The sequence below is a fragment of the Agromyces sp. NPDC055661 genome (assembly GCF_053618135.1).
Map to the genome: position 1 here is coordinate 2,630,777 of NZ_JBSHHC010000001.1, position 20,249 is coordinate 2,651,025.

The window sequence follows — 20,249 nt, forward strand, 5'->3', positions numbered from 1 at the left end:
TGTGACCCGCGTTCGACCTTCCGTACTGTGGAGCACACCGGCCCGGACGAGGGTTCGGACCGATCGAACGGAAGGATCCCCCGATGGCGGATTTCGGCGCCTCCTACGGCGAGATGGAAGCGATGGCCAACAAGCTGAACGACGCGCGTGACGACATCCAGTCGCAGCTCGACCAGCTGAAGAACTCGGTGGACTCGCTGCTCGGCAACGACTTCAAGACGCAGCACGCGTCGGGCAAGTTCGGCCAGGGCTACGAGGAGCTCACCACCGGGCTCAAGAACGCGGTCGACGGCATCGGCGAGATGGGCGAGGCCCTCCGCGGCATGATGCAGGCGATCCAGGACCTCGACCAGCAGCTCGCCGGCCGCTGACGCATCGCACGGCGGGAGGGATGAGCCTCCCGCCGTGCGTCGTCCCCGAGGCATCCGATTCGCGGATGCCTCGCCCCCACCGCACACCGCAGACGACCGAGGAGCCCGCCGGTGACCGACATCCTGATCGAGTACTCCGTGCTCAACGAGCTCAACGGATCGCTGAAGCAGATCATCGTCGAGCTCGAGAAGGCCGAGGAGCGCGCCACCAGCCTCGAGGGCGACATCGGCGACCCCTACGGCCGCGACAGGCTCCGTGAGGCGGCCGAGGAGTTCGAGGACGGCTGGGACGACCGCCGCGCCGCCCTCAAGGAGGACCTCATGAAGATCCAGGAGCGCGTCGAGGCGACCGGCAAGGGCTGGGCCGAGTGGGACACCGCAGCCGCCAAGGAGCTCGCCGTCGAGGCGAACGAAGTCGACACCATGCCGCGGGCCTGACCCCGAGATCACGAGGAGCACGAACGAGATGGAGCCGTCACCCGCCGGGAACCCGATCGAGGTCGTCACCGGCAACGCCTTCGGCATCCGCACGCGCGGGCGCGCGATCGAGGACCTCGGCGACCAGATGATCGGCGCGGCCGGCGTGCTGCGGGCCATCGCCGACAACGGCGTGCCGCAGCAGGGCCTCTCGATCGACAAGATCAAGGAGGTGATCGGCGAGATCGACGGCGAGCTGAAGCTCGCCGGCGAGCGGTACAAGCCCTCGGGCACCGCGCTCGTGACGTACGCCGACGCCCTCGACGGCGTGCAGCAGCAGATGCGCGTCATCGTGCCGCGCTGCCAGGACGCGTGGGACGACTACCAGTCGGCGCTCGGCCGCTACCAGGACGCCAACCACCCGCTGCCGCCCGGCCAGGCCGGCACGCCGCCCGCCGGTGGTGGGCAGAGCCCCGAGCAGGAGGCGCACGACCGCGACATCCGGTCCGCGCTGAACCGCGCCAACGACGCCTACGACGAGTTCGTGGCCGAGGCCCGCAACTTCGACACGCAGTTCGAGACGTGGGAGGACGCGTTCGAGGCGGCCTCGAACGGCATCCGCGAGGCCACCGACGGCGGCATCTCCGACGGGTTCTGGGACGACGTCGACGGCTTCGTCGCGGGCGTGCTCGTCGTGCTGCAGTGGGCCGGGATCGTGCTCGCCGTGCTCGCGTTCGTCATCGGCGGGCCGATCATCGCGGCGCTCGGCGCGATCGTGGCGATCGCGTCGCTCGTCCTCACGATCTACCAGAAGACCCGCGGTGACACGGGCTGGCTCGAGCTCGGGCTCGCCATCGTCGGCGTCATCCCGTTCGGCAGCCTCGCCAAGTTCTCGGGCGGCTTCAAGCCCGGCATGGCCGGCTTCCTCGACGACATGGTGGGCGGCCTCGGCACCTCGGGCAGCCGCGCGATCATCGGCAACGCCATCACGCGCTTCCCCGAGACCTACGGCATCAGCCGCGCGTTCGGCGCCTCGCCGTTCACCTCCTTCGTCGCCGCCGCGCGCGGCGGCCACTCGGGCGCCGACATCGCGGCCCGCCTCATGGGCATCGGATTCGGCGACGAGTCGACCCGGGCGATGTCGAGCGGCTGGGGCGCGGCCGCCCACGTCTTCGGGCACTACGGTTGGGTGGTGAACTCGCCGGTGGCCGCCGGCATGGCGATCACCGACGCCGTGGGCGACCTCTTCGAAGACGACGTCGAGACCTGGGAAGCCCAGCTCGCCGCGTGACCGACACCACCCACGACCGGAAGGCCGGCATGAACCTGCGCGATGAGCTGCTGGGCACCGTCCGTCCCGTGCCCGAGTACACGCTCGTCCTGCCCTCGGGCTGGGCCGAGTACGAAGCGACGGCGGAGTCCGAGCGCGAGCTCGTGCGGCTCGCGAGCACGCGGCTCCGGCAGCAGCACCGTCCCGACCTCGACGCGCAGCTGCGTGCGCTGACCGGCCGCGCGTTCGCCGGCCTCCGCTCGGCGAACACGCACCGCATCTACCTCCAGACCGAGGCGTGGGCCGACGAGCTCGTGCTGCCGCTCTCGATCACGGCCGCGGTGCGCACGGCGCCCGGCGGCGGCACGCTCGACGGGGTCGTCGCCGAGCTCATCCGCGACGGCGCGACCTCGCTGCACGGTGACAAGCGCTTCGTGCGCTGGGAGCGCGACGCCACCGTCGCGGTCGGCACCACGACCGTCGGGCAGCGCACGGCGGCCTACCTCACGCCGTTCCCCGACCGCCGCACGAAGGCGCTGCAGTTCACCGCCGTGGCCGTGCACCCCGTCGACGACCCGACCGAGGCGTGGCGTCCGGTGGTCGAACGGATGCTGGAGCTCACCGACGCCGTCGTGAGCACGTTCGCGTGGCGGGCGGCCGCGTGAGGCTCGACGTCGAGGTCGACGAGCGCTACTGGGCGCACCTGCCGGGCGAGTTCCCGTCCGACGGCTACGCCGACCGCGGCGCCTGGGAGCGCGACATCGTGGCCCGGTACCTGACGGTGCGGCCCGATGCCGACGACGCGACGCGCGCCGCCGCTGCCGGCGTCGCCGAGGCGGCGGTCGACGGCCTCATGCCGTCCGCCTTGTTCGGCCTGCTGTTCTGGCCGACCCGCCGGCCCGAGGCCGCCCTGCTGCACGTCGACCTCGCCCCGACGCTCCGTGCCGGCGACGATCCCGTCCGCGAGCTGCTCGACGGCGTACCCACCGCCCTGCCGCCGAGCGTCGATCCCGTCGAGGTGCCCGGCGTCGGCAGGGGCGTCGCCGTGCGGTTCGTGCTGCCCGCCGCGCCGGGCGAGACGCCCGTGGCGGGGATCGGCTACGTGCTGTCGGGCCCGCAGGGGTCGGTGCGCATCGTGTCCTCGCCCACCAGCACGACCATGGTCGGGATGCTCGACGCTCCGCTTCGCGAGCTCGTCGGCACGCTCCGCTTCGTCGCATGACCGAGCCGAGCGCCCCGGTGGCGGCCGAGCCCACCGCGACCGCGTACGCCCGTGCCGTGGCCGGCGATCCCGGCCGATTCGACTGGGTCGAGTTCGAGCGCAGCCTGCTCTCGAGGCGCGCCGACCTCCTCGGGCCGTGGGAGGCCGCGCTGCGCGACCTGCACGCGCCCCGGCGCGCGTCCGCCTGGCGCGGTGCGGCCGTGTTCGTGCTGTCGATCCTCCCGCTCGTCGTGCCGGGCCTGCTCGTCATCGGCATCCGCACCGACCAGCCCCTCGCAGGTTGGCTCGCCGCCGCGCTCGCGTGCTCGCTGGCGCACGTCGCGTTCCGCGTCGTGCAGCTCCGGGCCGCCCGACGCGGCGCCGCCCCCGACGCGCCGCAGGGCCTCGTCCTGGCGGGCGTCTCGGTCGCGTTCGCCGTGCTCGCCGCGGTGCTCGCGGCGCTCATCGCGATCCAGCGCCCGCAGCCGCTCGCCTGGCCGGCCGTCGCCGCCGCCATCGCGATGGCCGTCGTGCTCGTGGTCTGGGTCCTCGCCGAGCGCCGGCGCAGTCGAGCTGCGGGCACCGCGGATGCCGCACCCGCCGACGCCGTGGGTTCGCTTCGCGCCGCGGTCGACCGGCTCGCCCCGAACGACCGGGCGGTCATCGAGCGCGATCGCGACGACGCGCTCGAGCTCCTCGTGCGCGACGGCGTCCTCTCCGACGACGCGCGACGCGACGCCGCCGAGGCGCCGCTCGGCGGGATCACGCGCTGGGCGTGGGCCGCGGAGCGCCGGGCCTCCGGCGCGCGCGGCTGACCGTCGTCCCGGCGGTCGGCGTACGCTCGGATCGATGGACCTCACCCGTCGCAACGCCTGGGTCGTCGCCGCATTCGCGGCCGCGCTCGACCTCGCCCTCGTCGTCTGCGCGTGGGGGTTCGTGAGCCTGCTGACGAACGAGGACGTGATCGCGGCCCCCGATGCGGGCCTGCTCGTCGGACCCGCGGCGGCCGGGGCATCCGTCGGTGCCGTGCTGCTCACGCTCGCGCACACGCTGCGGCGCCCCGACCGGCAGCTGCCGAGCGTGCTCTTCTCGGCGCTCTGGAGCTGGGTCGCCCTCGTCGTCGTGGCGACGGTCGGCTACGCGATCGCGACCGGCACGCTCCTCGCCGCGCTGCTCTTCGGCCTCGGGCTCGGCGTCACCTGGTTCGGGCTGCTCGTCCCGGCGCTCGCCGCCGTGGTCGCGTCGTTCGCGGTGCTCGTCGCCCGCGGGCGCTCGAGCGGCATGGCCCGCCCCCGGTGGCCGTGGGAGCACGACGACGAGGAGTGAGGCGCCGCGAGCCCGTCGAAGGGTCCCTGAGCCCGTCGAAGGTCCCTGAGCCCGTCGAAGGGCGCACGCCGCGCCATCCGGCCGCCGGATCGGAGGCTGTCGTGAGGTCGCGCAGTATCGTGAACGCGTGGAGGGTTCGATCGAGGCGCGGGTGAGCCACGAGGTCGACCGATGGCTGGCGTGGTTGCCGAGGTGGCGGCCCGGCACCCATCGCGGCCGCGTCCGGCTCTGCACGCGATGCTTCGGATCGCCCATCCTCGCCGCGGCGGGTCTCGACGTCGACGTGCCGCACCCCGTGCAGCACGCGTTCTCGATGCGCATGAAGGGCATCATCGACGGCGCGGTCGACGACTACACCGCCCGAAACCTGCCGATGCTGCACCGCGAGATCCGCCTCGCCGAGGAGCGCAAGGCGCGCCGGCCGTACCGCGCGGGGGAGGGCCTCGATCACGAGTTCCTCGGCCTCGACGTCGACCCGGAGCCGGTGCCCGACCAGCCGTTCCTCTTCACCCTCACCGGCCTCGAGGCCGACGCCGCCGCCGAGTCGAACGAGCCGGCGCCGCGACCGTTCACGCCCGAGGAGAAGGAGGCGCTGCGCGAGGAGGTGCGCCTCGCCGACGAGTTCGCGAAGCAGCTCGGACGGCGCATCTGCGTGGAGCTCGCCCAGCACCGGGAGCGGATCGGCGCGGCGGTCGTCGCCTACGTCGAGCCCCAGGTGGAGGAGCTCCTCGCCGACCTCGACCGCGAGCTCGATGCTCCGGGTTGGCCGGGAATGCCCTGAGAGCCGCCGACGTTGAAGAACGATGGTGGAGTGCGCGAGCCCCGGCCCCGCGCGGGTTCCGCCCTCGGAGAACGTGCCGCTCGTGGCATCCGTCGCCATTTGACCATGAGGTTACGCGGCATTACCATTGAGCGGGTGTGCGCGTTGACGCGCGCTTGAACCGTGCCCGCCGGCGGATCGTGAGATCGACTGCGGGCACATCTCCGGTTCGCACCAGAACGCACACTTCAAGGGCACCCCACGGTAGCCCCCACGGCATACCCACCACGCAAGGCACCGCAGCTCTGCGGCGCCGGTGGGTCTGATGTGAATTCCATCAACGCTGTCACCGTGCAGCACCAACAAGGAGAAGCAGTGCCAACCATTCAGCAGTTGGTCCGCAAGGGTCGCTCGCCGAAGGTCACGAAGACCAAGGCTCCCGCCCTGAAGGCCAACCCCCAGCAGCGCGGCGTGTGCACGCGTGTGTACACCACCACCCCGAAGAAGCCGAACTCGGCGCTCCGCAAGGTCGCCCGTGTGAAGCTCTCGAACGGTACCGAGGTGACCGCCTACATCCCCGGCGAGGGCCACAACCTGCAGGAGCACTCGATGGTGCTCGTCCGCGGCGGTCGTGTGAAGGACCTCCCCGGCGTGCGCTACAAGATCATCCGCGGCGCGCTCGACACGCAGGCCGTCAAGAACCGCAAGCAGGCCCGTAGCCGCTACGGCGCGAAGATGGAGAAGAAGTAATGCCTCGCAAGGGACCCGCTCCGAAGCGCCCCGTCGTCGCCGACCCCGTCTACGGCTCGCCGGTCGTCAGCCAGCTCGTCAACAAGATCCTGATCGACGGCAAGAAGGACCTCGCGCAGCGCATCGTCTACGAGGCGCTCGAGAACGTCGCGAACAAGTCCGGCCAGGATGCCGTCGCCACCCTCAAGAAGGCGCTCGACAACGTGCGCCCCACCCTCGAGGTGCGCTCGCGCCGCGTCGGCGGTTCGACCTACCAGGTCCCCGTCGAGGTCAAGCCGCACCGCGCCAACACCCTCGCCCTGCGCTGGCTCACGAGCTACGCGAAGGCCCGCCGCGAGAAGACGATGACCGAGCGTCTCACCAACGAGATCCTCGACGCGTCGAACGGCCTCGGTGCCGCCGTGAAGCGTCGCGAGGACACGCACAAGATGGCCGAGTCGAACCGCGCCTTCGCCCACTACCGCTGGTAGCAGGTGAGCGGATGCCGCGACCAGACGGTCGCTGAGCCCGTCGAAGCGCGGCATCCGCTGCACCAACCCCATCCGAACCTGAACTCCCCCGGAGGAACCCCGTGGCACTTGACGTGCTCACCGACCTGAGCAAGGTCCGCAACATCGGCATCATGGCGCACATCGATGCCGGCAAGACCACCACCACCGAGCGCATCCTGTTCTACACGGGCGTCAACCACAAGATCGGCGAGACGCACGACGGCGCCTCGACCACCGACTGGATGGAGCAGGAGAAGGAGCGCGGCATCACGATCACGTCGGCCGCCGTGACCTGCTTCTGGAACAAGAACCAGATCAACATCATCGACACGCCCGGCCACGTGGACTTCACGGTCGAGGTGGAGCGCTCGCTCCGCGTGCTCGACGGTGCGGTCGCCGTCTTCGACGGCAAGGAGGGCGTCGAGCCCCAGTCCGAGACCGTGTGGCGCCAGGCCGACAAGTACAACGTCCCCCGCATCTGCTTCGTCAACAAGATGGACAAGCTCGGCGCGGACTTCTACTTCACGGTCGACACGATCGTCAGCCGCCTGGGCGCCAAGCCGCTCGTGCTGCAGCTGCCGATCGGCGCCGAGAACGACTTCGTCGGCGTCATCGACCTCATCGAGATGCGGGCCCTCGTGTGGCCCGGCGACGCCAAGGGCGACGTGACGATGGGCGCGAAGTACGAGATCCAGGAGATCCCGGCCGACCTCAAGGAGAAGGCCGAGGAGTACCGCAACACGCTCCTCGAGACCGTCGCCGAGACCGACGACGCGCTGCTCGAGAAGTTCTTCGGCGGCGAGGAGCTCACGGTCGACGAGATCAAGGGCGCGATCCGGAAGCTCACGGTCAACTCCGAGATCTACCCGGTGCTCTGCGGCTCGGCGTTCAAGAACCGCGGCGTGCAGCCCATGCTCGACGCCGTCATCGACTTCCTGCCGTCGCCGCTCGACGTGCCGGCGGTCGAGGGCCGCAACCCGCGCAACGAAGAGGAGATCATCGAGCGTCACCCCGACGCGAACGACCCCTTCGCCGCGCTCGCGTTCAAGGTCGCGGTGCACCCGTTCTTCGGTCGCCTCACCTACATCCGCGTGTACTCGGGCCACCTCGACTCCGGCGGCCAGGTCGTGAACTCGACCAAGGGCAAGAAGGAGCGCATCGGCAAGATCTTCCAGATGCACGCCAACAAGGAGAACCCGGTCGACTCGGTCACCGCGGGCAACATCTACGCGGTCATCGGCCTCAAGGACACGACCACGGGCGACACCCTGTGCGACCCCGACAACCAGGTCGTGCTCGAATCCATGACGTTCCCGGCCCCGGTCATCGAGGTCGCGATCGAGCCGAAGACCAAGGCCGACCAGGAGAAGCTCGGCACCGCGATCCAGAAGCTGGCCGAGGAGGACCCGACCTTCCGCACCGAGCTCAACCAGGAGACGGGCCAGACCGTCATCAAGGGCATGGGCGAGCTGCACCTCGACATCCTCGTCGACCGCATGAAGCGGGAGTTCAAGGTCGAGGCGAACGTCGGCAAGCCGCAGGTCGCGTACCGCGAGACCATCAAGCGCGCCGTCGAGAAGCACGACTACACCCACAAGAAGCAGACGGGTGGCTCGGGCCAGTTCGCGAAGATCCAGTTCGCGCTGGAGCCCCTCGAGATCGAGGGCGACAAGACGTACGAGTTCGAGAACAAGGTCACCGGTGGCCGCGTCCCGCGCGAGTACATCCCCTCGGTGGACGCCGGCTTCCAGGACGCCATGCAGTACGGCATCCTCGCGGGCTACCCGATGGTGGGCGTCAAGGGCATCCTGCTCGACGGCGCCGCCCACGACGTCGACTCCTCGGAGATGGCGTTCAAGATCGCCGGTTCGATGGGCTTCAAGGAGGCCGCTCGGAAGGCGAACCCGGTTCTGCTCGAGCCGCTCATGTCCGTCGAGGTGCGCACCCCTGAGGAGTACATGGGTGACGTCATCGGCGACCTGAACTCGCGTCGCGGTCAGATCCAGTCGATGGAGGACGCCGCCGGCGTCAAGGTCGTGCGCGCGCACGTCCCGCTCTCGGAGATGTTCGGGTACATCGGCGACCTGCGGTCGAAGACCTCGGGCCGTGCCGTGTACTCGATGGAGTTCGAGAGCTACGCGGAGGTCCCGAAGGCAGTCGCCGACGAGATCGTCCAGAAGAACAAGGGCGAATAGCCCTGGGAGCGCAGCCCGACCGGGTCGCGTAACATAACAACACAACCCCCGTAGCCAACCGTGCGCAATCCAGCGCCCGGCGACGGCTGCATGAAAGTCCTGAGGAGGACCCACAGTGGCTAAGGCCAAGTTCGAGCGGACCAAGCCGCACGTCAACATCGGTACGATCGGTCACGTCGACCACGGCAAGACGACGCTCACCGCGGCGATCTCGAAGGTGCTCGCCGACAAGTACCCGTCGGCAACCAACGTGCAGCGTGACTTCGCGTCGATCGACTCGGCTCCCGAGGAGCGCCAGCGCGGCATCACGATCAACATCTCGCACGTCGAGTACGAGACGCCGAAGCGCCACTACGCGCACGTCGACGCCCCGGGTCACGCCGACTACATCAAGAACATGATCACCGGTGCCGCTCAGATGGACGGCGCGATCCTCGTGGTCGCGGCGACCGACGGCCCGATGGCCCAGACCCGCGAGCACGTGCTGCTCGCGAAGCAGGTCGGCGTGCCCTACCTGCTCGTCGCGCTGAACAAGGCCGACATGGTCGACGACGAGGAGATCCTGGAGCTCGTCGAGCTCGAGGTCCGCGAGCTGCTCTCGAGCCAGGGCTTCCCCGGCGACGACGCTCCGGTCATCCGCGTCTCGGGCCTCAAGGCGCTCGAGGGCGACGCGCAGTGGACCCAGTCGGTCCTCGACCTCATGGACGCCGTCGACGAGTCGATCCCCGACCCCGTGCGTGACAAGGACAAGCCCTTCCTCATGCCGATCGAGGACGTCTTCACCATCACCGGTCGTGGCACGGTCGTCACGGGTCGCGCCGAGCGCGGCACGCTGAAGATCAACTCCGAGGTCGAGATCGTCGGCATCCGCCCGACGCAGAAGACCACGGTCACGGGTATCGAGATGTTCCACAAGCAGCTCGACGAGGCGTGGGCCGGCGAGAACTGCGGTCTCCTGCTCCGTGGCACCAAGCGCGAGGACGTCGAGCGCGGCCAGGTCGTCGTGGCCCCGGGCTCGGTCACCCCGCACACCAACTTCGAGGGCACTGCGTACATCCTCTCGAAGGAGGAGGGCGGCCGTCACAACCCGTTCTACGCGAACTACCGCCCGCAGTTCTACTTCCGCACCACCGACGTCACCGGCGTCATCACGCTGCCCGAGGGCACCGAGATGGTCATGCCCGGCGACACCACCGACATGACGGTCGAGCTCATCCAGCCGATCGCCATGGAGGAGGGCCTCGGCTTCGCCATCCGTGAGGGTGGTCGCACCGTGGGCGCCGGTACGGTCACGAAGATCATCAAGTAACACCCTTCGCGTCGCTCGCGGCGCGGAACCGACACGGGGTCGGGCCTTCGGGTCCGGCCCCGTTTCGCATGCCCAGGCCGTTTCCCGAGGTGGACGGGAGGTTTCGCCAACCCGGCAATCCCCTGTCAACCCCCGGCCCGGCTTCGAGCCCTGAACGGGGGCCTGCCTAGGGTCGAGGGGATGCCCTCATCCCCTGCGGTCACTTCGCGCGCCTCCGTGCGTCCCGAGATCCAGGCGCTCCGCGCCGTGGCGATCGGATGCGTCGTGCTGTACCACTTCTGGCCGGCCGTGCTGCCCGCGGGGTTCGTGGGCGTGGACGTCTTCTTCGTCGTCTCGGGCTTCCTCATCACGGGACTGCTGCTCCGCGACGCCGAGCGGTTCGGGCGCGTGCGACTGCGCGACTTCTACGTCCGCCGCGTCCGCCGCATCCTCCCGGCCGCGCTCGTCGTGCTGAGCGCGTGCGCGGTCGCGACGCTGCTCGTCGCCCCGCGCGTGGAGTGGCGCCCGTTCCTGCAGCAGGTCCTCTCGAGCGCGCTCTACGTGCAGAACTGGCACCTCGCTCGCGACTCGCAGATCCCGCGCCGCGCCGACCTCGAGTCCACGCCCGTGCAGCACTTCTGGTCGCTCTCGGTCGAGGAGCAGTTCTACCTGCTCTGGCCGCTGCTGATCATCGCCGCGCTGTGGCTCGCCGTGCGGCTCGGCCGGCGGCGCCTCGTCGTGGTGGCCGCCGTGCTCGGCGTCGCGACGGTCGCCTCGTACGTGCACGGCGTCGCGCTGACCGCGCAGGACCACAACCTCGCCTACTTCTCCACGTTCGCGCGCGCGTGGGAGTTCGGCGTCGGCGGGCTGCTGGCGCTCGCGCCGGCGATCGTGGGGGAGCGGCTCCGGCGGACGCGCGCCCTCGCGACCTGGCTCGGTCTCGCCGCCATCGCGGCGGCCGCGCTCTCGTTCACCGACCACGAGCTCTTCCCGGGCGTGATCGCGCTCGTCCCCGTGCTCGGCACCGCGGCCGTGATCTGGGCCGGGATGCCGCGGGCCGCCCTCTCGCTCGCGCCCGTCGCCGCGCTCCGGCCCGTGCAGTGGTTCGGCGACCTCTCCTACTCGCTGTACCTCTGGCACTGGCCGATCATCATGTTCACGCCGTTCATCCTCGGGCGGCCCAGCGAGGCGCCCGTCATGGTGCTCCTGCTCGTGATCTCGATCGCCGTCGCCGCGGCGTCGAAGCGCTGGATCGAGGACCCGTTCCGTCGCCCGGCGCCTCGCGAGCGGGTGCGGATGCCGCGCGCGCGACGCATCGGCGTGGCATCCGCCGCCGCCCTCGCCGCCGTCGTGCTGCTCACGTCGGGCGTCGCCGGCTACACCGTGGAGAAGCCGCACGCGCAGCTGTGCCGCAGCACCGACGACGGGGACTGAGTCCGCGCAGGCGTCGGGTCGTCCAGTCGGCTGTCGTCAGGCCGGGTGCGATCGGAGCTCGGTGCCGTCGACGGTCGTGGGCATCTCGACGACCTCCTCGATCGTGCGGGCCACGGTGCATCCGCGCTCGATGGCCTTCGTCATCACGTCGAGCAGCTGCTGCCGCTCGGCCGCGTCCAGGCCGGACAGGTCGAGGAGGAACTCCTCGTCGATGCGGTGGTAGCGGTTGTCGTCGGCCGACTTGCCGTGCGCCCAGACCGTGAGGGCGAAGTCCTCGCCGAGGCGACGCGCGGTGACCCGGTCGGCGCTGAGGCCCGAGCACGCGATGAGCGCCAGCTTCAGCAGCTCGCCCGGGCTGAAGTGCTCGCCCTCGAGCTCGGGACCCCCGACGCGCAGCGTCGCGCCGCGCTCGTTGAGGCCCTCGTACATGCGCGGACCGATCCGCGTGACCGAGACGCTGCCCGGTCCGATGCGGTCGCTCACGGCGTGCGCGTACTGGGTGGTGGGCTGCTCGTCTGCGGTCGTCATCCCTCGATTCCACCACTCCTGGGCGGCCCGCGGCATCCGCAAACCGACAGGACCCTGTGAACCCGCGGAGCGCGACACGCCCGGGTTGCACGGAAGGGGTCGGCTGTGGCAAACTCGTTGGGTTCAACATTTCGAACGCGCGCCTTGTTGCGCGCGTTTCGGATCACTGCCAGGCAGTGCATAACCACCGGAACCGCAAGGTCGCCGGGTCAGGTTAGGCCGCAGGCAGCAGAACACGACAATCGACACCCATCACTCACGGGGAAACCCGTGTGCGTTCGCGCGGCCATCGCACGAGCACGGGGGTCGGTGGCTCGGGGTCGAGCGTGTCGAGGCCACCGCGGCTGTGTTCAGCAGAGCAGCGGGGTGCCTTCGACAGGCTCGATCAACGGCCGTTGACAGCAGAACAGTGGTGCTCCATACAAGCAGTGCTACGCGGCGTCCAATGCCCTCGGAAGGGGTATGACGCCTTGACAGAGAGAGAGTCAGCAATGGCGGGACAGAAGATCCGCATTCGACTGAAGTCGTACGACCACGAGGTCATCGACACCTCGGCGCGCAAGATCGTCGACACGGTGACCCGCGCGGGCGCCACGGTCGTCGGCCCCGTGCCGCTTCCGACGGAGAAGAACGTGGTGTGCGTCATCCGCTCGCCCCACAAGTACAAGGACAGCCGCGAGCACTTCGAGATGCGCACCCACAAGCGTCTCATCGACATCGTGGACCCGACGCCCAAGGCCGTCGACTCGCTCATGCGTCTCGACCTCCCGGCCGACGTCAACATCGAGATCAAGCTCTGAGGTACCTGATGTCCACCGCTACCAAGAACGTGAAGGGTCTGCTCGGCACCAAGCTCGGCATGACCCAGGTGTGGGACGAGAACAACAAGCTCGTTCCCGTCACCGTCATCGAGATCGCCCCCAACGTGGTGACCCAGCTGCGCACCCCCGAGAAGGACGGCTACGAGGCCGTGCAGATCGCCGCGGGCGCCATCGACCCCCGCAAGGTCAACCAGCCCGCCGCCGGCCACTTCAAGGCCGCAGGCGTGACCCCTCGCCGCCACCTCGCCGAGGTCCGCACCGCTGACGCCGCGAGCTACGAGCTCGGCCAGGAGCTCACGGTCGACGGCACCTTCGAGGCCGGCCAGCTCGTCGACGTCGTCGGCACGAGCAAGGGCAAGGGCTTCGCCGGTGTCATGAAGCGCCACAACTTCAAGGGCGTCTCCGCTTCGCACGGTGCCCACCGCAACCACCGCAAGCCCGGCTCGATCGGTGCGTCCTCGACGCCCAGCCGTGTCTTCAAGGGCATGCGCATGGCCGGTCGAATGGGTGGCGAGCGCGTCACCGTCCTCAACCTCCGCGTGCACGCCGTCGACGCCGAGAAGGGCCTGCTGCTCGTCAAGGGCGCGGTTCCCGGTGCTCGCGGCCGTCTCGTGTTCGTCCGCAACGCAGTGAAGGGGGCGTAGTCCATGGCTACCGCGACCAACACCATCGACACCCTCGACGTCACCGGCAAGAAGTCCGGCACGGTCGAGCTCCCCGCTGAGCTCTTCGACGTGCAGACCAACGTGCCGCTGATCCACCAGGTCGTCGTCGCCCAGCTCGCCGCGGCGCGCCAGGGCACCCACAAGACCAAGACCCGCGGCGAGGTCTCCGGCGCCGGCCGCAAGCCCTTCAAGCAGAAGGGCACGGGCCGCGCCCGCCAGGGCTCGATCCGCGCGCCGCAGATGACCGGCGGTGGCATCGTCCACGGCCCGCAGCCGCGCGACTACTCGCAGCGCACCCCCAAGAAGATGATCGCCGCCGCCCTGCTCGGCGCCCTCTCCGACCGCGCCCGCGGCGGCCGCGTCCACGCGGTCGAGGGCTTCGTGGCCGGCGACGTGGCGAAGACCCGCGACGCGATCGCGCTCCTCGAGGGCATCGCCCCCGCCAAGCACTACCTGGTCGTGCTCACGCGCGACGAGGAGCTCAGCGAGCGCGCGGTGCGCAACGTCCCGACCGTGCACGTGCTGCCGGTCGACCAGCTCAACGCCTACGACGTGCTCGTCGCCGACGACATCGTCTTCAGCACGGCCGCGCTCGAGGCGTTCATCGCCGCCAAGTCGGCGAAGAAGGAAGAGGTCTCCGCATGAGCGCCGCCCAGAACAAGGACCCGCGCGACATCATCATCGCGCCCGTCGTCTCGGAGAAGAGCTACGGCCTGATCGACGAGGGCAAGTACACGTTCATCGTGGACCCCCGCTCGAACAAGACCGAGATCAAGCTCGCCATCGAGAAGATCTTCAACGTGCAGGTCGCGACGATCAACACCCTGAACCGCCAGGGCAAGACCCGCCGCACCCGGTTCGGCATCGGCAAGCGCAAGGACACCAAGCGCGCGATCGTCACCCTCAAGTCCGGTTCCATCGACATCTTCACGGCTGTCGGCTGAGGAGCATAGAGAAACATGGCTATTCGTAAGTACAAGCCCACGACCCCGGGTCGTCGCGGTTCGTCGGTCGCCGACTTCGCGGAGATCACGCGCTCGACGCCCGAGAAGTCGCTGCTCCGTCCCCTGTCGAAGACCGGTGGCCGCAACAACCAGGGCCGCATCACGACGCGTCACATCGGTGGTGGCCACAAGCGCCAGTACCGCGTGATCGACTTCCGTCGCAACGACAAGGACGGCGTGCCCGCCAAGGTCGCGCACATCGAGTACGACCCGAACCGCACCGCGCGTATCGCGCTGCTGCACTTCGTGGACGGCACCAAGCGCTACATCCTCGCGCCGAACAAGCTGCAGCAGGGCGACCCGATCGAGTCGGGCCCCAACGCCGACATCAAGCCCGGCAACAACCTGCCGCTGCGCAACATCCCGACCGGTACGGTCATCCACGCCATCGAGCTCCGTCCCGGCGGCGGCGCGAAGATGGCGCGCTCGGCCGGTGCCTCCGTCCGCCTCGTGGCGAAGGACGGCCCCTACGCCCAGCTGCGCCTGCCCTCGGGCGAGATCCGCAACGTCGACGCGCGCTGCCGCGCGACCGTCGGCGAGGTCGGCAACGCCGAGCAGTCGAACATCAACTGGGGCAAGGCCGGCCGCAAGCGCTGGAAGGGCGTCCGCCCGACGGTCCGCGGTGTCGCGATGAACCCGATCGACCACCCGCACGGTGGTGGCGAGGGCAAGACGTCCGGTGGTCGCCACCCGGTGAGCCCCTGGGGTCAGCCCGAGGGTCGCACGCGTCGCCCCAACAAGGAGAGCGACAAGCTCATCGTCCGTCGTCGCACCGTCGGCAAGAAGCGCAAGTAGGAGTAAGAGAAGATGCCTCGCAGTCTCAAGAAGGGCCCCTTCGTCGACGAGCACCTGCTTCGCAAGGTCGTCGTCCAGAACGAAGCGGGCAGCAAGAACGTCATCAAGACCTGGTCGCGTCGTTCGATGATCGTGCCGGCCATGCTCGGCCACACGATCGCCGTGCACGACGGCCGCAAGCACATCCCGGTGTTCGTCACCGAGACCATGGTGGGCCACAAGCTCGGCGAGTTCGCGCCCACCCGCACCTTCCGTGGACACGTGAAGGACGACAAGAAGGGCCGCCGCCGCTGACCGCGGTGGTGTGAAGGAGGAAGAAATGGTGGAGTCGATCGCCCGAGTGCGACACATCCGCGTCACCCCCATGAAGGCTCGCCGCGTCGTCGACCTGATCCGCGGCAAGCAGGCACAGGAGGCCCTCGCCATCCTGAAGTTCGCACCCCAGGGTGCGAGCGAGCCCGTGTACAAGCTCGTCGCCTCGGCCATCGCGAACGCTCGCGTCAAGGCCGATGCCACGAACACCTACCTGGACGAGCAGGACCTCTACATCACGCGCGCATTCGTCGACGAGGGCACCACCCTCAAGCGATTCCAGCCGCGTGCGCAGGGTCGTGCCTTCCGCATCAACAAGCGCACGAGCCACATCACCGTCGTGCTCGGCACGCCCGAGGAGGGTACGAAGTAATGGGTCAGAAAGTAAACCCGTACGGCTTCCGTCTCGGCATCACCACCGACCACGTGTCGCGTTGGTTCTCCGACTCGACGAAGCCCGGTCAGCGCTACGCCGACTACCTCGCCGAGGATGTCAAGATCCGTCGCCTGCTCCAGACGTCGCTCGACCGTGCCGGCGTGTCCCGCATCGAGATCGAGCGCACCCGCGACCGCGTCCGCGTGGACATCCACACGGCGCGTCCCGGCATCGTGATCGGCCGCCGCGGCGCCGAGGCCGAGCGCATCCGCGCCGACCTCGAGAAGCTCACCGGCAAGCAGATCCAGCTCAACATCCTCGAGGTGAAGAACCCCGAGGCCGACGCCCAGCTCGTCGCCCAGGGCATCGCCGAGCAGCTCTCCGCTCGTGTGGCCTTCCGCCGCGCGATGCGCAAGGGCCTGCAGGGCGCGCAGCGCGCCGGGGCCAAGGGCGTCCGCATCCAGGTGTCCGGCCGCCTCGGCGGCGCCGAGATGAGCCGCTCGGAGTTCTACCGCGAGGGCCGCGTGCCCCTGCACACGCTCCGCGCGAACATCGACTACGGCTTCTACGAGGCGAAGACCACCTTCGGCCGCATCGGCGTGAAGGTCTGGATCTACAAGGGCGACATCACCAACAAGGAACTCGCGCGCGAGCAGGCGGCCCAGAAGCCGTCCCGCGACCGCAATGACCGTCCTCGCCGCGACCGCGCCCCCAAGGCCGAGCCGGTGACCGCAGGAGTTGAGGCATAACCATGTTGATTCCCCGTCGAGTCAAGTACCGCAAGCAGCACCACCCCGGCCGTTCGGGCCACGCCACCGGCGGCACGAAGGTCACCTTCGGCGAGTTCGGCATCCAGGCCCTGACCCCCGCCTACGTGACCAACCGTCAGATCGAGTCCGCTCGTATCGCGATGACGCGTCACATCAAGCGTGGCGGCAAGGTGTGGATCAACATCTACCCCGACCGTCCGCTCACGAAGAAGCCCGCCGAGACCCGCATGGGTTCCGGTAAGGGTTCGCCCGAGTGGTGGGTCGCCAACGTCAAGCCGGGTCGCGTCCTCTTCGAGGTCTCGGGCGTCTCCGAGGAGCTCGCTCGCGAGGCCCTGACCCGTGCCATCCACAAGCTGCCCCTCAAGGCACGCATCATCAAGCGCGAGGAGGGCGACGCATAATGGCCGTCGGTACCAAGGAGCTCAGCCCCGTTGAGCTCGACACGTTTGAAGACGAGCGACTCGTCGACGAGCTGAAGAAGGCCAAGGAGGAGCTGTTCAACCTGCGCTTCCAGTCGGCCACCGGTCAGCTCGAGAGCCACGGCCGCCTCCGTGCGGTCAAGCGCGACATCGCCCGCATCTACACGGTCATCCGTGAGCGCGAGCTCGGCATCCGTGCCACGCCCGCCCCGGTCGAGGCTCCGGCCAAGGCCGAGAAGAAGACGAAGAAGGCCAAGGCCGAGGCTGACGCCCCGGCCGAGGCCGCAGAGACGAAGGAGGCCTGATCATGGCTGAGACCAAGAAGGCTGATGCAGCCGAGGTCGCCGAGACGGCCTCGCACCGCCCGTACCGCAAGGTGCGTCGCGGCTACGTCGTCAGCGACAAGATGGACAAGACCATCGTCGTCGAGGTCGAGGACCGCGTGAAGCACCCGCTCTACGGCAAGGTCCTGCGCCGTTCCTCGAAGGTCAAGGCGCACGACGAGCAGAACACCGCCGGCATCGGCGACCTCGTCGTGATCAGCGAGACCCGCCCCCTCAGTGCCACCAAGCACTGGCGCCTGGTCGAGATCGTCGAGAAGGCCAAGTAAGCCCCCGGCTTGCTTGAGAGAAGGAATCCAAGATGCTTCAGCAGGAATCGCGCCTGAAGGTCGCCGACAACACCGGCGCCAAGGAGCTGCTCACGATCCGTGTCCTCGGTGGTTCGAAGCGCCGGTACGCCGGCCTCGGCGACGTCATCGTCGCGACCGTCAAGGACGCAATCCCCGGCGGCAACGTCAAGAAGGGCGACGTGGTCAAGGCCGTCGTCGTCCGCACCGTGAAGGAGACCCGTCGTGCCGACGGCTCCTACATCAAGTTCGATGAGAACGCCGCTGTGATCCTCAAGAACGACGGTGACCCCCGTGGCACCCGTATCTTCGGACCGGTCGGTCGCGAGCTCCGCGACCGCAAGTTCATGAAGATCATCTCGCTGGCACCGGAGGTTATCTGAGTCATGGCCAACATCAAGAAGGGTGACCTCGTGCAGGTCATCTCGGGCCGCAGCCAGGCCCGCGGCGGAGACCGCGGCAAGCAGGGCAAGGTCATCGAGGTGCTCGTCGCCGAGAACCGCGTCGTCGTCGAGGGCGTGAACTTCGTCACGAAGCACGTCCGCGTCGGCCAGACGCAGCGCGGCACGAAGACCGGCGGCATCGAGACCCACGAGGCCCCCATCCACGTCTCGAACGTCGCGCTCGTCGACCCCGAGACGAAGAAGCCGACCCGCGTCGGCTTCCGCAACGAGACCGTCACCAAGGACGGCGTCACGAAGACGGTCCGCGTCCGCTACGCGAAGAAGTCAGGTAAGGACCTGTAACGATGACTGACACCGCGACTGCCGCGCCGGCTGGCAAGATCCAGCCGCGCCTCAAGCAGAAGTACAAGACCGAGATCGCGCAGGCGCTCACCGAGGCCAGCGGGTACACCAACCCGCACCAGGTCCCGGGCCTCGTGAAGATCGTCGTGAACATGGGTGTGGGCGAGGCCGCCCGCGATGGCAAGGTCATCGACGGCGCCATCGCCGACCTCACCCGCATCACGGGCCAGAAGCCGCAGGTCACCAAGGCCCGCAAGTCCATCGCGCAGTTCAAGCTGCGCGAGGGCCAGCCGATCGGCGCGCACGTCACGCTGCGCGGCGACCGCATGTGGGAGTTCCTCGACCGCCTGCTCTCGCTGGCGCTGCCCCGCATCCGCGACTTCCGCGGCCTGTCGGACCGCCAGTTCGACGGCACGGGCAACTACACCTTCGGCCTCGTGGAGCAGTCCGTGTTCCACGAGATCGACCAGGACAAGATCGACCGCGTGCGCGGCATGGACATCACCGTGGTGACCACCGCCAAGACCGACGACGAGGGTCGTGCGCTGCTCAAGGCGCTCGGCTTCCCGTTCCGCACCAGCACGCCCGAGAACTGAACATCGGATGCCGCGGGCGATCCCCGAGCTCGTCGAGGGGACTCCGCGGCATCCACCCGGTGACGGCATCCGCCGTCGCCTCCCACCACAGGTCATCACTCGTGTAACGGGTGCTGAAACCTGGTGAACGTAAGGAAACATCCGTCATGACGATGACCGACCCGGTCGCTGACATGCTGACCCGCCTTCGCAACGCGAACTCGGCGCACCACGACTCCGTGTCGATGCCGAACTCGAAGCTCAAGGCGCACATCGCCGAGATCCTCGCCAACGAGGGCTACATCGCCGGCTTCGAGGTCACCGACGCGCGCGTGGGCAAGACGCTCACGCTGCAGCTGAAGTTCGGCCCGAACCGCGAGCGCTCCATCGCCGGCATCAAGCGGGTCTCGAAGCCCGGCCTCCGCGTGTACGCGAAGTCGACTGAGCTCCCCAAGGTGCTCGGCGGCCTCGGCGTCGCGATCCTGTCCACTTCCAGCGGTCTGCTCACCGACCGCCAGGCCGAGAAGAAGGGCGTGGGTGGGGAAGTCCTCGCCTACGTGTGGTAGTTCCATGTCACGAATCGGACGACTTCCCATCGACATCCCCAGCGGTGTCGACGTCTCGGTCGACGGCAGCGCCGTCACCGTCAAGGGCCCAAAGGGCGAGCTCTCGCTGACCGTCCCCTCGCCGATCGAGGTCAAGATCGAGGACAACCAGGTCCTCGTCACCCGCCCCGACGACGAGCGCGACTCGCGTTCGCGCCACGGCCTCACCCGCACGCTCATCGCCAACGACATCTTCGGGGTGACCCAGGGCTACTCCAAGGGCCTCGAGATCGTCGGCACCGGCTACCGCGTCGCCCAGAAGGGCAGCGCCGTCGAGTTCGCGCTCGGCTTCTCGCACCCGGTGACCGTCGAGCCCCCGGCCGGCATCACGCTGACCGTCGAGGGCAACAACAAGATCACGGTGTCGGGCATCTCGAAGCAGGCCGTCGGTGAGACCGCCGCCAACATCCGCAAGATCAAGAAGCCCGAGCCGTACAAGGGCAAGGGCATCCGCTACGCCGGCGAGGTCGTGCGTCGCAAGGCCGGAAAGTCAGGTAAGTAA

Annotated in this window: 30 protein-coding genes; 29 read left to right on the top strand and 1 reads right to left on the bottom strand. The window is 69.1% G+C overall.

From position 1 onward, the window contains the following. Window positions 1-83 precede the first annotated feature (83 nt). From ACWGO8_RS12105 to ACWGO8_RS12165, 13 genes are all read left to right on the top strand, one after another. Window positions 84-371, top strand: a complete 288-nt coding sequence (locus tag ACWGO8_RS12105; protein WP_148733778.1) for a WXG100 family type VII secretion target — start codon at window positions 84-86, stop codon at window positions 369-371. Window positions 372-482: 111 nt separating this feature from the next. Continuing rightward, window positions 483-809 (top strand): hypothetical protein, encoded by a 327-nt coding sequence (locus tag ACWGO8_RS12110; protein ID WP_376953940.1) that lies wholly within the window; start codon window positions 483-485, stop codon window positions 807-809. Window positions 810-837: 28 nt separating this feature from the next. Next, complete coding sequence (locus ACWGO8_RS12115) at window positions 838-2,079, top strand: hypothetical protein (RefSeq protein WP_452043293.1); 1,242 nt, start codon at window positions 838-840, stop codon at window positions 2,077-2,079. After that, entirely contained in the window at window positions 2,076-2,723 is a 648-nt protein-coding gene (locus tag ACWGO8_RS12120; protein WP_452043294.1) for a hypothetical protein, read from the top strand. Before ACWGO8_RS12115 ends, ACWGO8_RS12120 begins: the two co-directional genes overlap by 4 nt. Continuing rightward, window positions 2,720-3,280, top strand: a complete 561-nt coding sequence (locus ACWGO8_RS12125) for a hypothetical protein (protein WP_452043295.1) — start codon at window positions 2,720-2,722, stop codon at window positions 3,278-3,280. Before ACWGO8_RS12120 ends, ACWGO8_RS12125 begins: the two co-directional genes overlap by 4 nt. Next, the gene (locus tag ACWGO8_RS12130; RefSeq protein WP_452043296.1) at window positions 3,277-4,074 is read left to right on the top strand and encodes a hypothetical protein; all 798 of its coding nucleotides are present in this window, start codon (window positions 3,277-3,279) and stop codon (window positions 4,072-4,074) included. The genes ACWGO8_RS12125 and ACWGO8_RS12130 overlap by 4 nt, the downstream gene beginning before the upstream one ends. A gap of 34 nt (window positions 4,075-4,108) precedes the next feature. Next, a complete protein-coding gene (locus ACWGO8_RS12135; RefSeq protein ID WP_452043297.1) occupies window positions 4,109-4,585 on the top strand; it encodes a DUF6121 family protein in 477 nt (158 codons plus the stop codon). 127 nt (window positions 4,586-4,712) lie between these two features. Continuing rightward, entirely contained in the window at window positions 4,713-5,366 is a 654-nt protein-coding gene (locus tag ACWGO8_RS12140; protein ID WP_376953948.1) for a spermidine/putrescine ABC transporter substrate-binding protein, read from the top strand. A gap of 354 nt (window positions 5,367-5,720) precedes the next feature. Beyond that, window positions 5,721-6,095, top strand: a complete 375-nt coding sequence (gene rpsL / locus ACWGO8_RS12145) for a 30S ribosomal protein S12 (RefSeq protein WP_022889720.1) — start codon at window positions 5,721-5,723, stop codon at window positions 6,093-6,095. Then, entirely contained in the window at window positions 6,095-6,565 is a 471-nt protein-coding gene (rpsG, locus tag ACWGO8_RS12150; protein WP_092668506.1) for a 30S ribosomal protein S7, read from the top strand. Before rpsL ends, rpsG begins: the two co-directional genes overlap by 1 nt. A gap of 101 nt (window positions 6,566-6,666) precedes the next feature. Continuing rightward, the gene (fusA, locus tag ACWGO8_RS12155) at window positions 6,667-8,781 is read left to right on the top strand and encodes an elongation factor G (protein WP_376953949.1); all 2,115 of its coding nucleotides are present in this window, start codon (window positions 6,667-6,669) and stop codon (window positions 8,779-8,781) included. A gap of 115 nt (window positions 8,782-8,896) precedes the next feature. Then, a complete protein-coding gene (tuf, locus tag ACWGO8_RS12160; protein ID WP_148733795.1) occupies window positions 8,897-10,090 on the top strand; it encodes an elongation factor Tu in 1,194 nt (397 codons plus the stop codon). A 180-nt stretch (window positions 10,091-10,270) separates the two neighbouring features. Then, window positions 10,271-11,503 (top strand): acyltransferase family protein, encoded by a 1,233-nt coding sequence (locus ACWGO8_RS12165; protein WP_452043298.1) that lies wholly within the window; start codon window positions 10,271-10,273, stop codon window positions 11,501-11,503. Between the two features lie 36 nt (window positions 11,504-11,539). Here the strand turns inward: ACWGO8_RS12165 and ACWGO8_RS12170 are convergent, their stop codons facing one another. Further along, the gene (locus tag ACWGO8_RS12170; RefSeq protein ID WP_452043299.1) at window positions 11,540-12,031 is read right to left on the bottom strand and encodes an OsmC family protein; all 492 of its coding nucleotides are present in this window, start codon (window positions 12,029-12,031) and stop codon (window positions 11,540-11,542) included. 491 nt (window positions 12,032-12,522) lie between these two features. On the opposite strand from ACWGO8_RS12170, the gene rpsJ reads away from it, so the two are divergent. The 16 genes from rpsJ (at window position 12,523) to rplF (ending at window position 20,249) form a co-directional block, all read left to right on the top strand. Next, window positions 12,523-12,831, top strand: coding sequence for a 30S ribosomal protein S10 (rpsJ, locus tag ACWGO8_RS12175; RefSeq protein ID WP_017201594.1), 309 nt, complete (start codon window positions 12,523-12,525; stop codon window positions 12,829-12,831). Window positions 12,832-12,839: 8 nt separating this feature from the next. Then, window positions 12,840-13,496, top strand: coding sequence for a 50S ribosomal protein L3 (gene rplC, locus ACWGO8_RS12180; protein WP_148733801.1), 657 nt, complete (start codon window positions 12,840-12,842; stop codon window positions 13,494-13,496). A gap of 3 nt (window positions 13,497-13,499) precedes the next feature. Further along, complete coding sequence (rplD, locus tag ACWGO8_RS12185) at window positions 13,500-14,162, top strand: 50S ribosomal protein L4 (protein WP_376953955.1); 663 nt, start codon at window positions 13,500-13,502, stop codon at window positions 14,160-14,162. Further along, the gene (gene rplW, locus ACWGO8_RS12190) at window positions 14,159-14,461 is read left to right on the top strand and encodes a 50S ribosomal protein L23 (protein ID WP_376953956.1); all 303 of its coding nucleotides are present in this window, start codon (window positions 14,159-14,161) and stop codon (window positions 14,459-14,461) included. Before rplD ends, rplW begins: the two co-directional genes overlap by 4 nt. A 15-nt stretch (window positions 14,462-14,476) precedes the next feature. Next, window positions 14,477-15,316, top strand: a complete 840-nt coding sequence (rplB, locus tag ACWGO8_RS12195) for a 50S ribosomal protein L2 (protein WP_376953958.1) — start codon at window positions 14,477-14,479, stop codon at window positions 15,314-15,316. A 12-nt stretch (window positions 15,317-15,328) separates the two neighbouring features. Next, a complete protein-coding gene (gene rpsS, locus ACWGO8_RS12200) occupies window positions 15,329-15,610 on the top strand; it encodes a 30S ribosomal protein S19 (protein WP_019181724.1) in 282 nt (93 codons plus the stop codon). Window positions 15,611-15,635: 25 nt separating this feature from the next. Continuing rightward, window positions 15,636-16,001 (top strand): 50S ribosomal protein L22, encoded by a 366-nt coding sequence (gene rplV, locus ACWGO8_RS12205; RefSeq protein WP_148733809.1) that lies wholly within the window; start codon window positions 15,636-15,638, stop codon window positions 15,999-16,001. Continuing rightward, complete coding sequence (rpsC, locus tag ACWGO8_RS12210; protein WP_376953959.1) at window positions 16,001-16,753, top strand: 30S ribosomal protein S3; 753 nt, start codon at window positions 16,001-16,003, stop codon at window positions 16,751-16,753. Before rplV ends, rpsC begins: the two co-directional genes overlap by 1 nt. A gap of 2 nt (window positions 16,754-16,755) precedes the next feature. Beyond that, entirely contained in the window at window positions 16,756-17,175 is a 420-nt protein-coding gene (rplP, locus tag ACWGO8_RS12215) for a 50S ribosomal protein L16 (protein WP_376953960.1), read from the top strand. Further along, window positions 17,175-17,498 (top strand): 50S ribosomal protein L29, encoded by a 324-nt coding sequence (gene rpmC / locus ACWGO8_RS12220; RefSeq protein ID WP_376953962.1) that lies wholly within the window; start codon window positions 17,175-17,177, stop codon window positions 17,496-17,498. Before rplP ends, rpmC begins: the two co-directional genes overlap by 1 nt. Before the next feature lie 2 nt (window positions 17,499-17,500). Further along, the gene (rpsQ, locus tag ACWGO8_RS12225; RefSeq protein ID WP_148733815.1) at window positions 17,501-17,803 is read left to right on the top strand and encodes a 30S ribosomal protein S17; all 303 of its coding nucleotides are present in this window, start codon (window positions 17,501-17,503) and stop codon (window positions 17,801-17,803) included. A 32-nt stretch (window positions 17,804-17,835) separates the two neighbouring features. Beyond that, complete coding sequence (rplN, locus tag ACWGO8_RS12230; RefSeq protein ID WP_376953964.1) at window positions 17,836-18,204, top strand: 50S ribosomal protein L14; 369 nt, start codon at window positions 17,836-17,838, stop codon at window positions 18,202-18,204. A 3-nt stretch (window positions 18,205-18,207) separates the two neighbouring features. Further along, complete coding sequence (gene rplX, locus ACWGO8_RS12235) at window positions 18,208-18,567, top strand: 50S ribosomal protein L24 (protein ID WP_376953966.1); 360 nt, start codon at window positions 18,208-18,210, stop codon at window positions 18,565-18,567. A 2-nt stretch (window positions 18,568-18,569) separates the two neighbouring features. Further along, the gene (gene rplE, locus ACWGO8_RS12240) at window positions 18,570-19,163 is read left to right on the top strand and encodes a 50S ribosomal protein L5 (RefSeq protein ID WP_376953967.1); all 594 of its coding nucleotides are present in this window, start codon (window positions 18,570-18,572) and stop codon (window positions 19,161-19,163) included. A gap of 146 nt (window positions 19,164-19,309) precedes the next feature. Next, entirely contained in the window at window positions 19,310-19,708 is a 399-nt protein-coding gene (gene rpsH / locus ACWGO8_RS12245) for a 30S ribosomal protein S8 (RefSeq protein WP_148733819.1), read from the top strand. 4 nt (window positions 19,709-19,712) lie between these two features. After that, a complete protein-coding gene (gene rplF / locus ACWGO8_RS12250; RefSeq protein WP_376953969.1) occupies window positions 19,713-20,249 on the top strand; it encodes a 50S ribosomal protein L6 in 537 nt (178 codons plus the stop codon).

What these genes read in the sequence shown, in the direction of transcription:
- ACWGO8_RS12105 (WP_148733778.1), top strand. Translation starts at nt 84, where the DNA reads ATGGCGGATTTCGGCGCCTCCTACGGCGAGATGGAAGCGATGGCCAAC.
- ACWGO8_RS12115 (WP_452043293.1), top strand. Translation starts at nt 838, where the DNA reads ATGGAGCCGTCACCCGCCGGGAACCCGATCGAGGTCGTCACCGGCAAC.
- ACWGO8_RS12130 (WP_452043296.1), top strand. Translation starts at nt 3,277, where the DNA reads ATGACCGAGCCGAGCGCCCCGGTGGCGGCCGAGCCCACCGCGACCGCG.
- ACWGO8_RS12135 (WP_452043297.1), top strand. Translation starts at nt 4,109, where the DNA reads ATGGACCTCACCCGTCGCAACGCCTGGGTCGTCGCCGCATTCGCGGCC.
- rpsG (WP_092668506.1), top strand. Translation starts at nt 6,095, where the DNA reads ATGCCTCGCAAGGGACCCGCTCCGAAGCGCCCCGTCGTCGCCGACCCC.
- ACWGO8_RS12165 (WP_452043298.1), top strand. Translation starts at nt 10,271, where the DNA reads ATGCCCTCATCCCCTGCGGTCACTTCGCGCGCCTCCGTGCGTCCCGAG.
- ACWGO8_RS12170 (WP_452043299.1), bottom strand. Translation starts at nt 12,031, where the DNA reads ATGACGACCGCAGACGAGCAGCCCACCACCCAGTACGCGCACGCCGTG.
- rpsJ (WP_017201594.1), top strand. Translation starts at nt 12,523, where the DNA reads ATGGCGGGACAGAAGATCCGCATTCGACTGAAGTCGTACGACCACGAG.
- rplC (WP_148733801.1), top strand. Translation starts at nt 12,840, where the DNA reads ATGTCCACCGCTACCAAGAACGTGAAGGGTCTGCTCGGCACCAAGCTC.
- rplD (WP_376953955.1), top strand. Translation starts at nt 13,500, where the DNA reads ATGGCTACCGCGACCAACACCATCGACACCCTCGACGTCACCGGCAAG.
- rplW (WP_376953956.1), top strand. Translation starts at nt 14,159, where the DNA reads ATGAGCGCCGCCCAGAACAAGGACCCGCGCGACATCATCATCGCGCCC.
- rplB (WP_376953958.1), top strand. Translation starts at nt 14,477, where the DNA reads ATGGCTATTCGTAAGTACAAGCCCACGACCCCGGGTCGTCGCGGTTCG.
- rpsS (WP_019181724.1), top strand. Translation starts at nt 15,329, where the DNA reads ATGCCTCGCAGTCTCAAGAAGGGCCCCTTCGTCGACGAGCACCTGCTT.
- rplV (WP_148733809.1), top strand. Translation starts at nt 15,636, where the DNA reads ATGGTGGAGTCGATCGCCCGAGTGCGACACATCCGCGTCACCCCCATG.
- rpsC (WP_376953959.1), top strand. Translation starts at nt 16,001, where the DNA reads ATGGGTCAGAAAGTAAACCCGTACGGCTTCCGTCTCGGCATCACCACC.
- rplP (WP_376953960.1), top strand. Translation starts at nt 16,756, where the DNA reads ATGTTGATTCCCCGTCGAGTCAAGTACCGCAAGCAGCACCACCCCGGC.
- rpmC (WP_376953962.1), top strand. Translation starts at nt 17,175, where the DNA reads ATGGCCGTCGGTACCAAGGAGCTCAGCCCCGTTGAGCTCGACACGTTT.
- rpsQ (WP_148733815.1), top strand. Translation starts at nt 17,501, where the DNA reads ATGGCTGAGACCAAGAAGGCTGATGCAGCCGAGGTCGCCGAGACGGCC.
- rplN (WP_376953964.1), top strand. Translation starts at nt 17,836, where the DNA reads ATGCTTCAGCAGGAATCGCGCCTGAAGGTCGCCGACAACACCGGCGCC.
- rplX (WP_376953966.1), top strand. Translation starts at nt 18,208, where the DNA reads ATGGCCAACATCAAGAAGGGTGACCTCGTGCAGGTCATCTCGGGCCGC.
- rplE (WP_376953967.1), top strand. Translation starts at nt 18,570, where the DNA reads ATGACTGACACCGCGACTGCCGCGCCGGCTGGCAAGATCCAGCCGCGC.
- rpsH (WP_148733819.1), top strand. Translation starts at nt 19,310, where the DNA reads ATGACGATGACCGACCCGGTCGCTGACATGCTGACCCGCCTTCGCAAC.
- rplF (WP_376953969.1), top strand. Translation starts at nt 19,713, where the DNA reads ATGTCACGAATCGGACGACTTCCCATCGACATCCCCAGCGGTGTCGAC.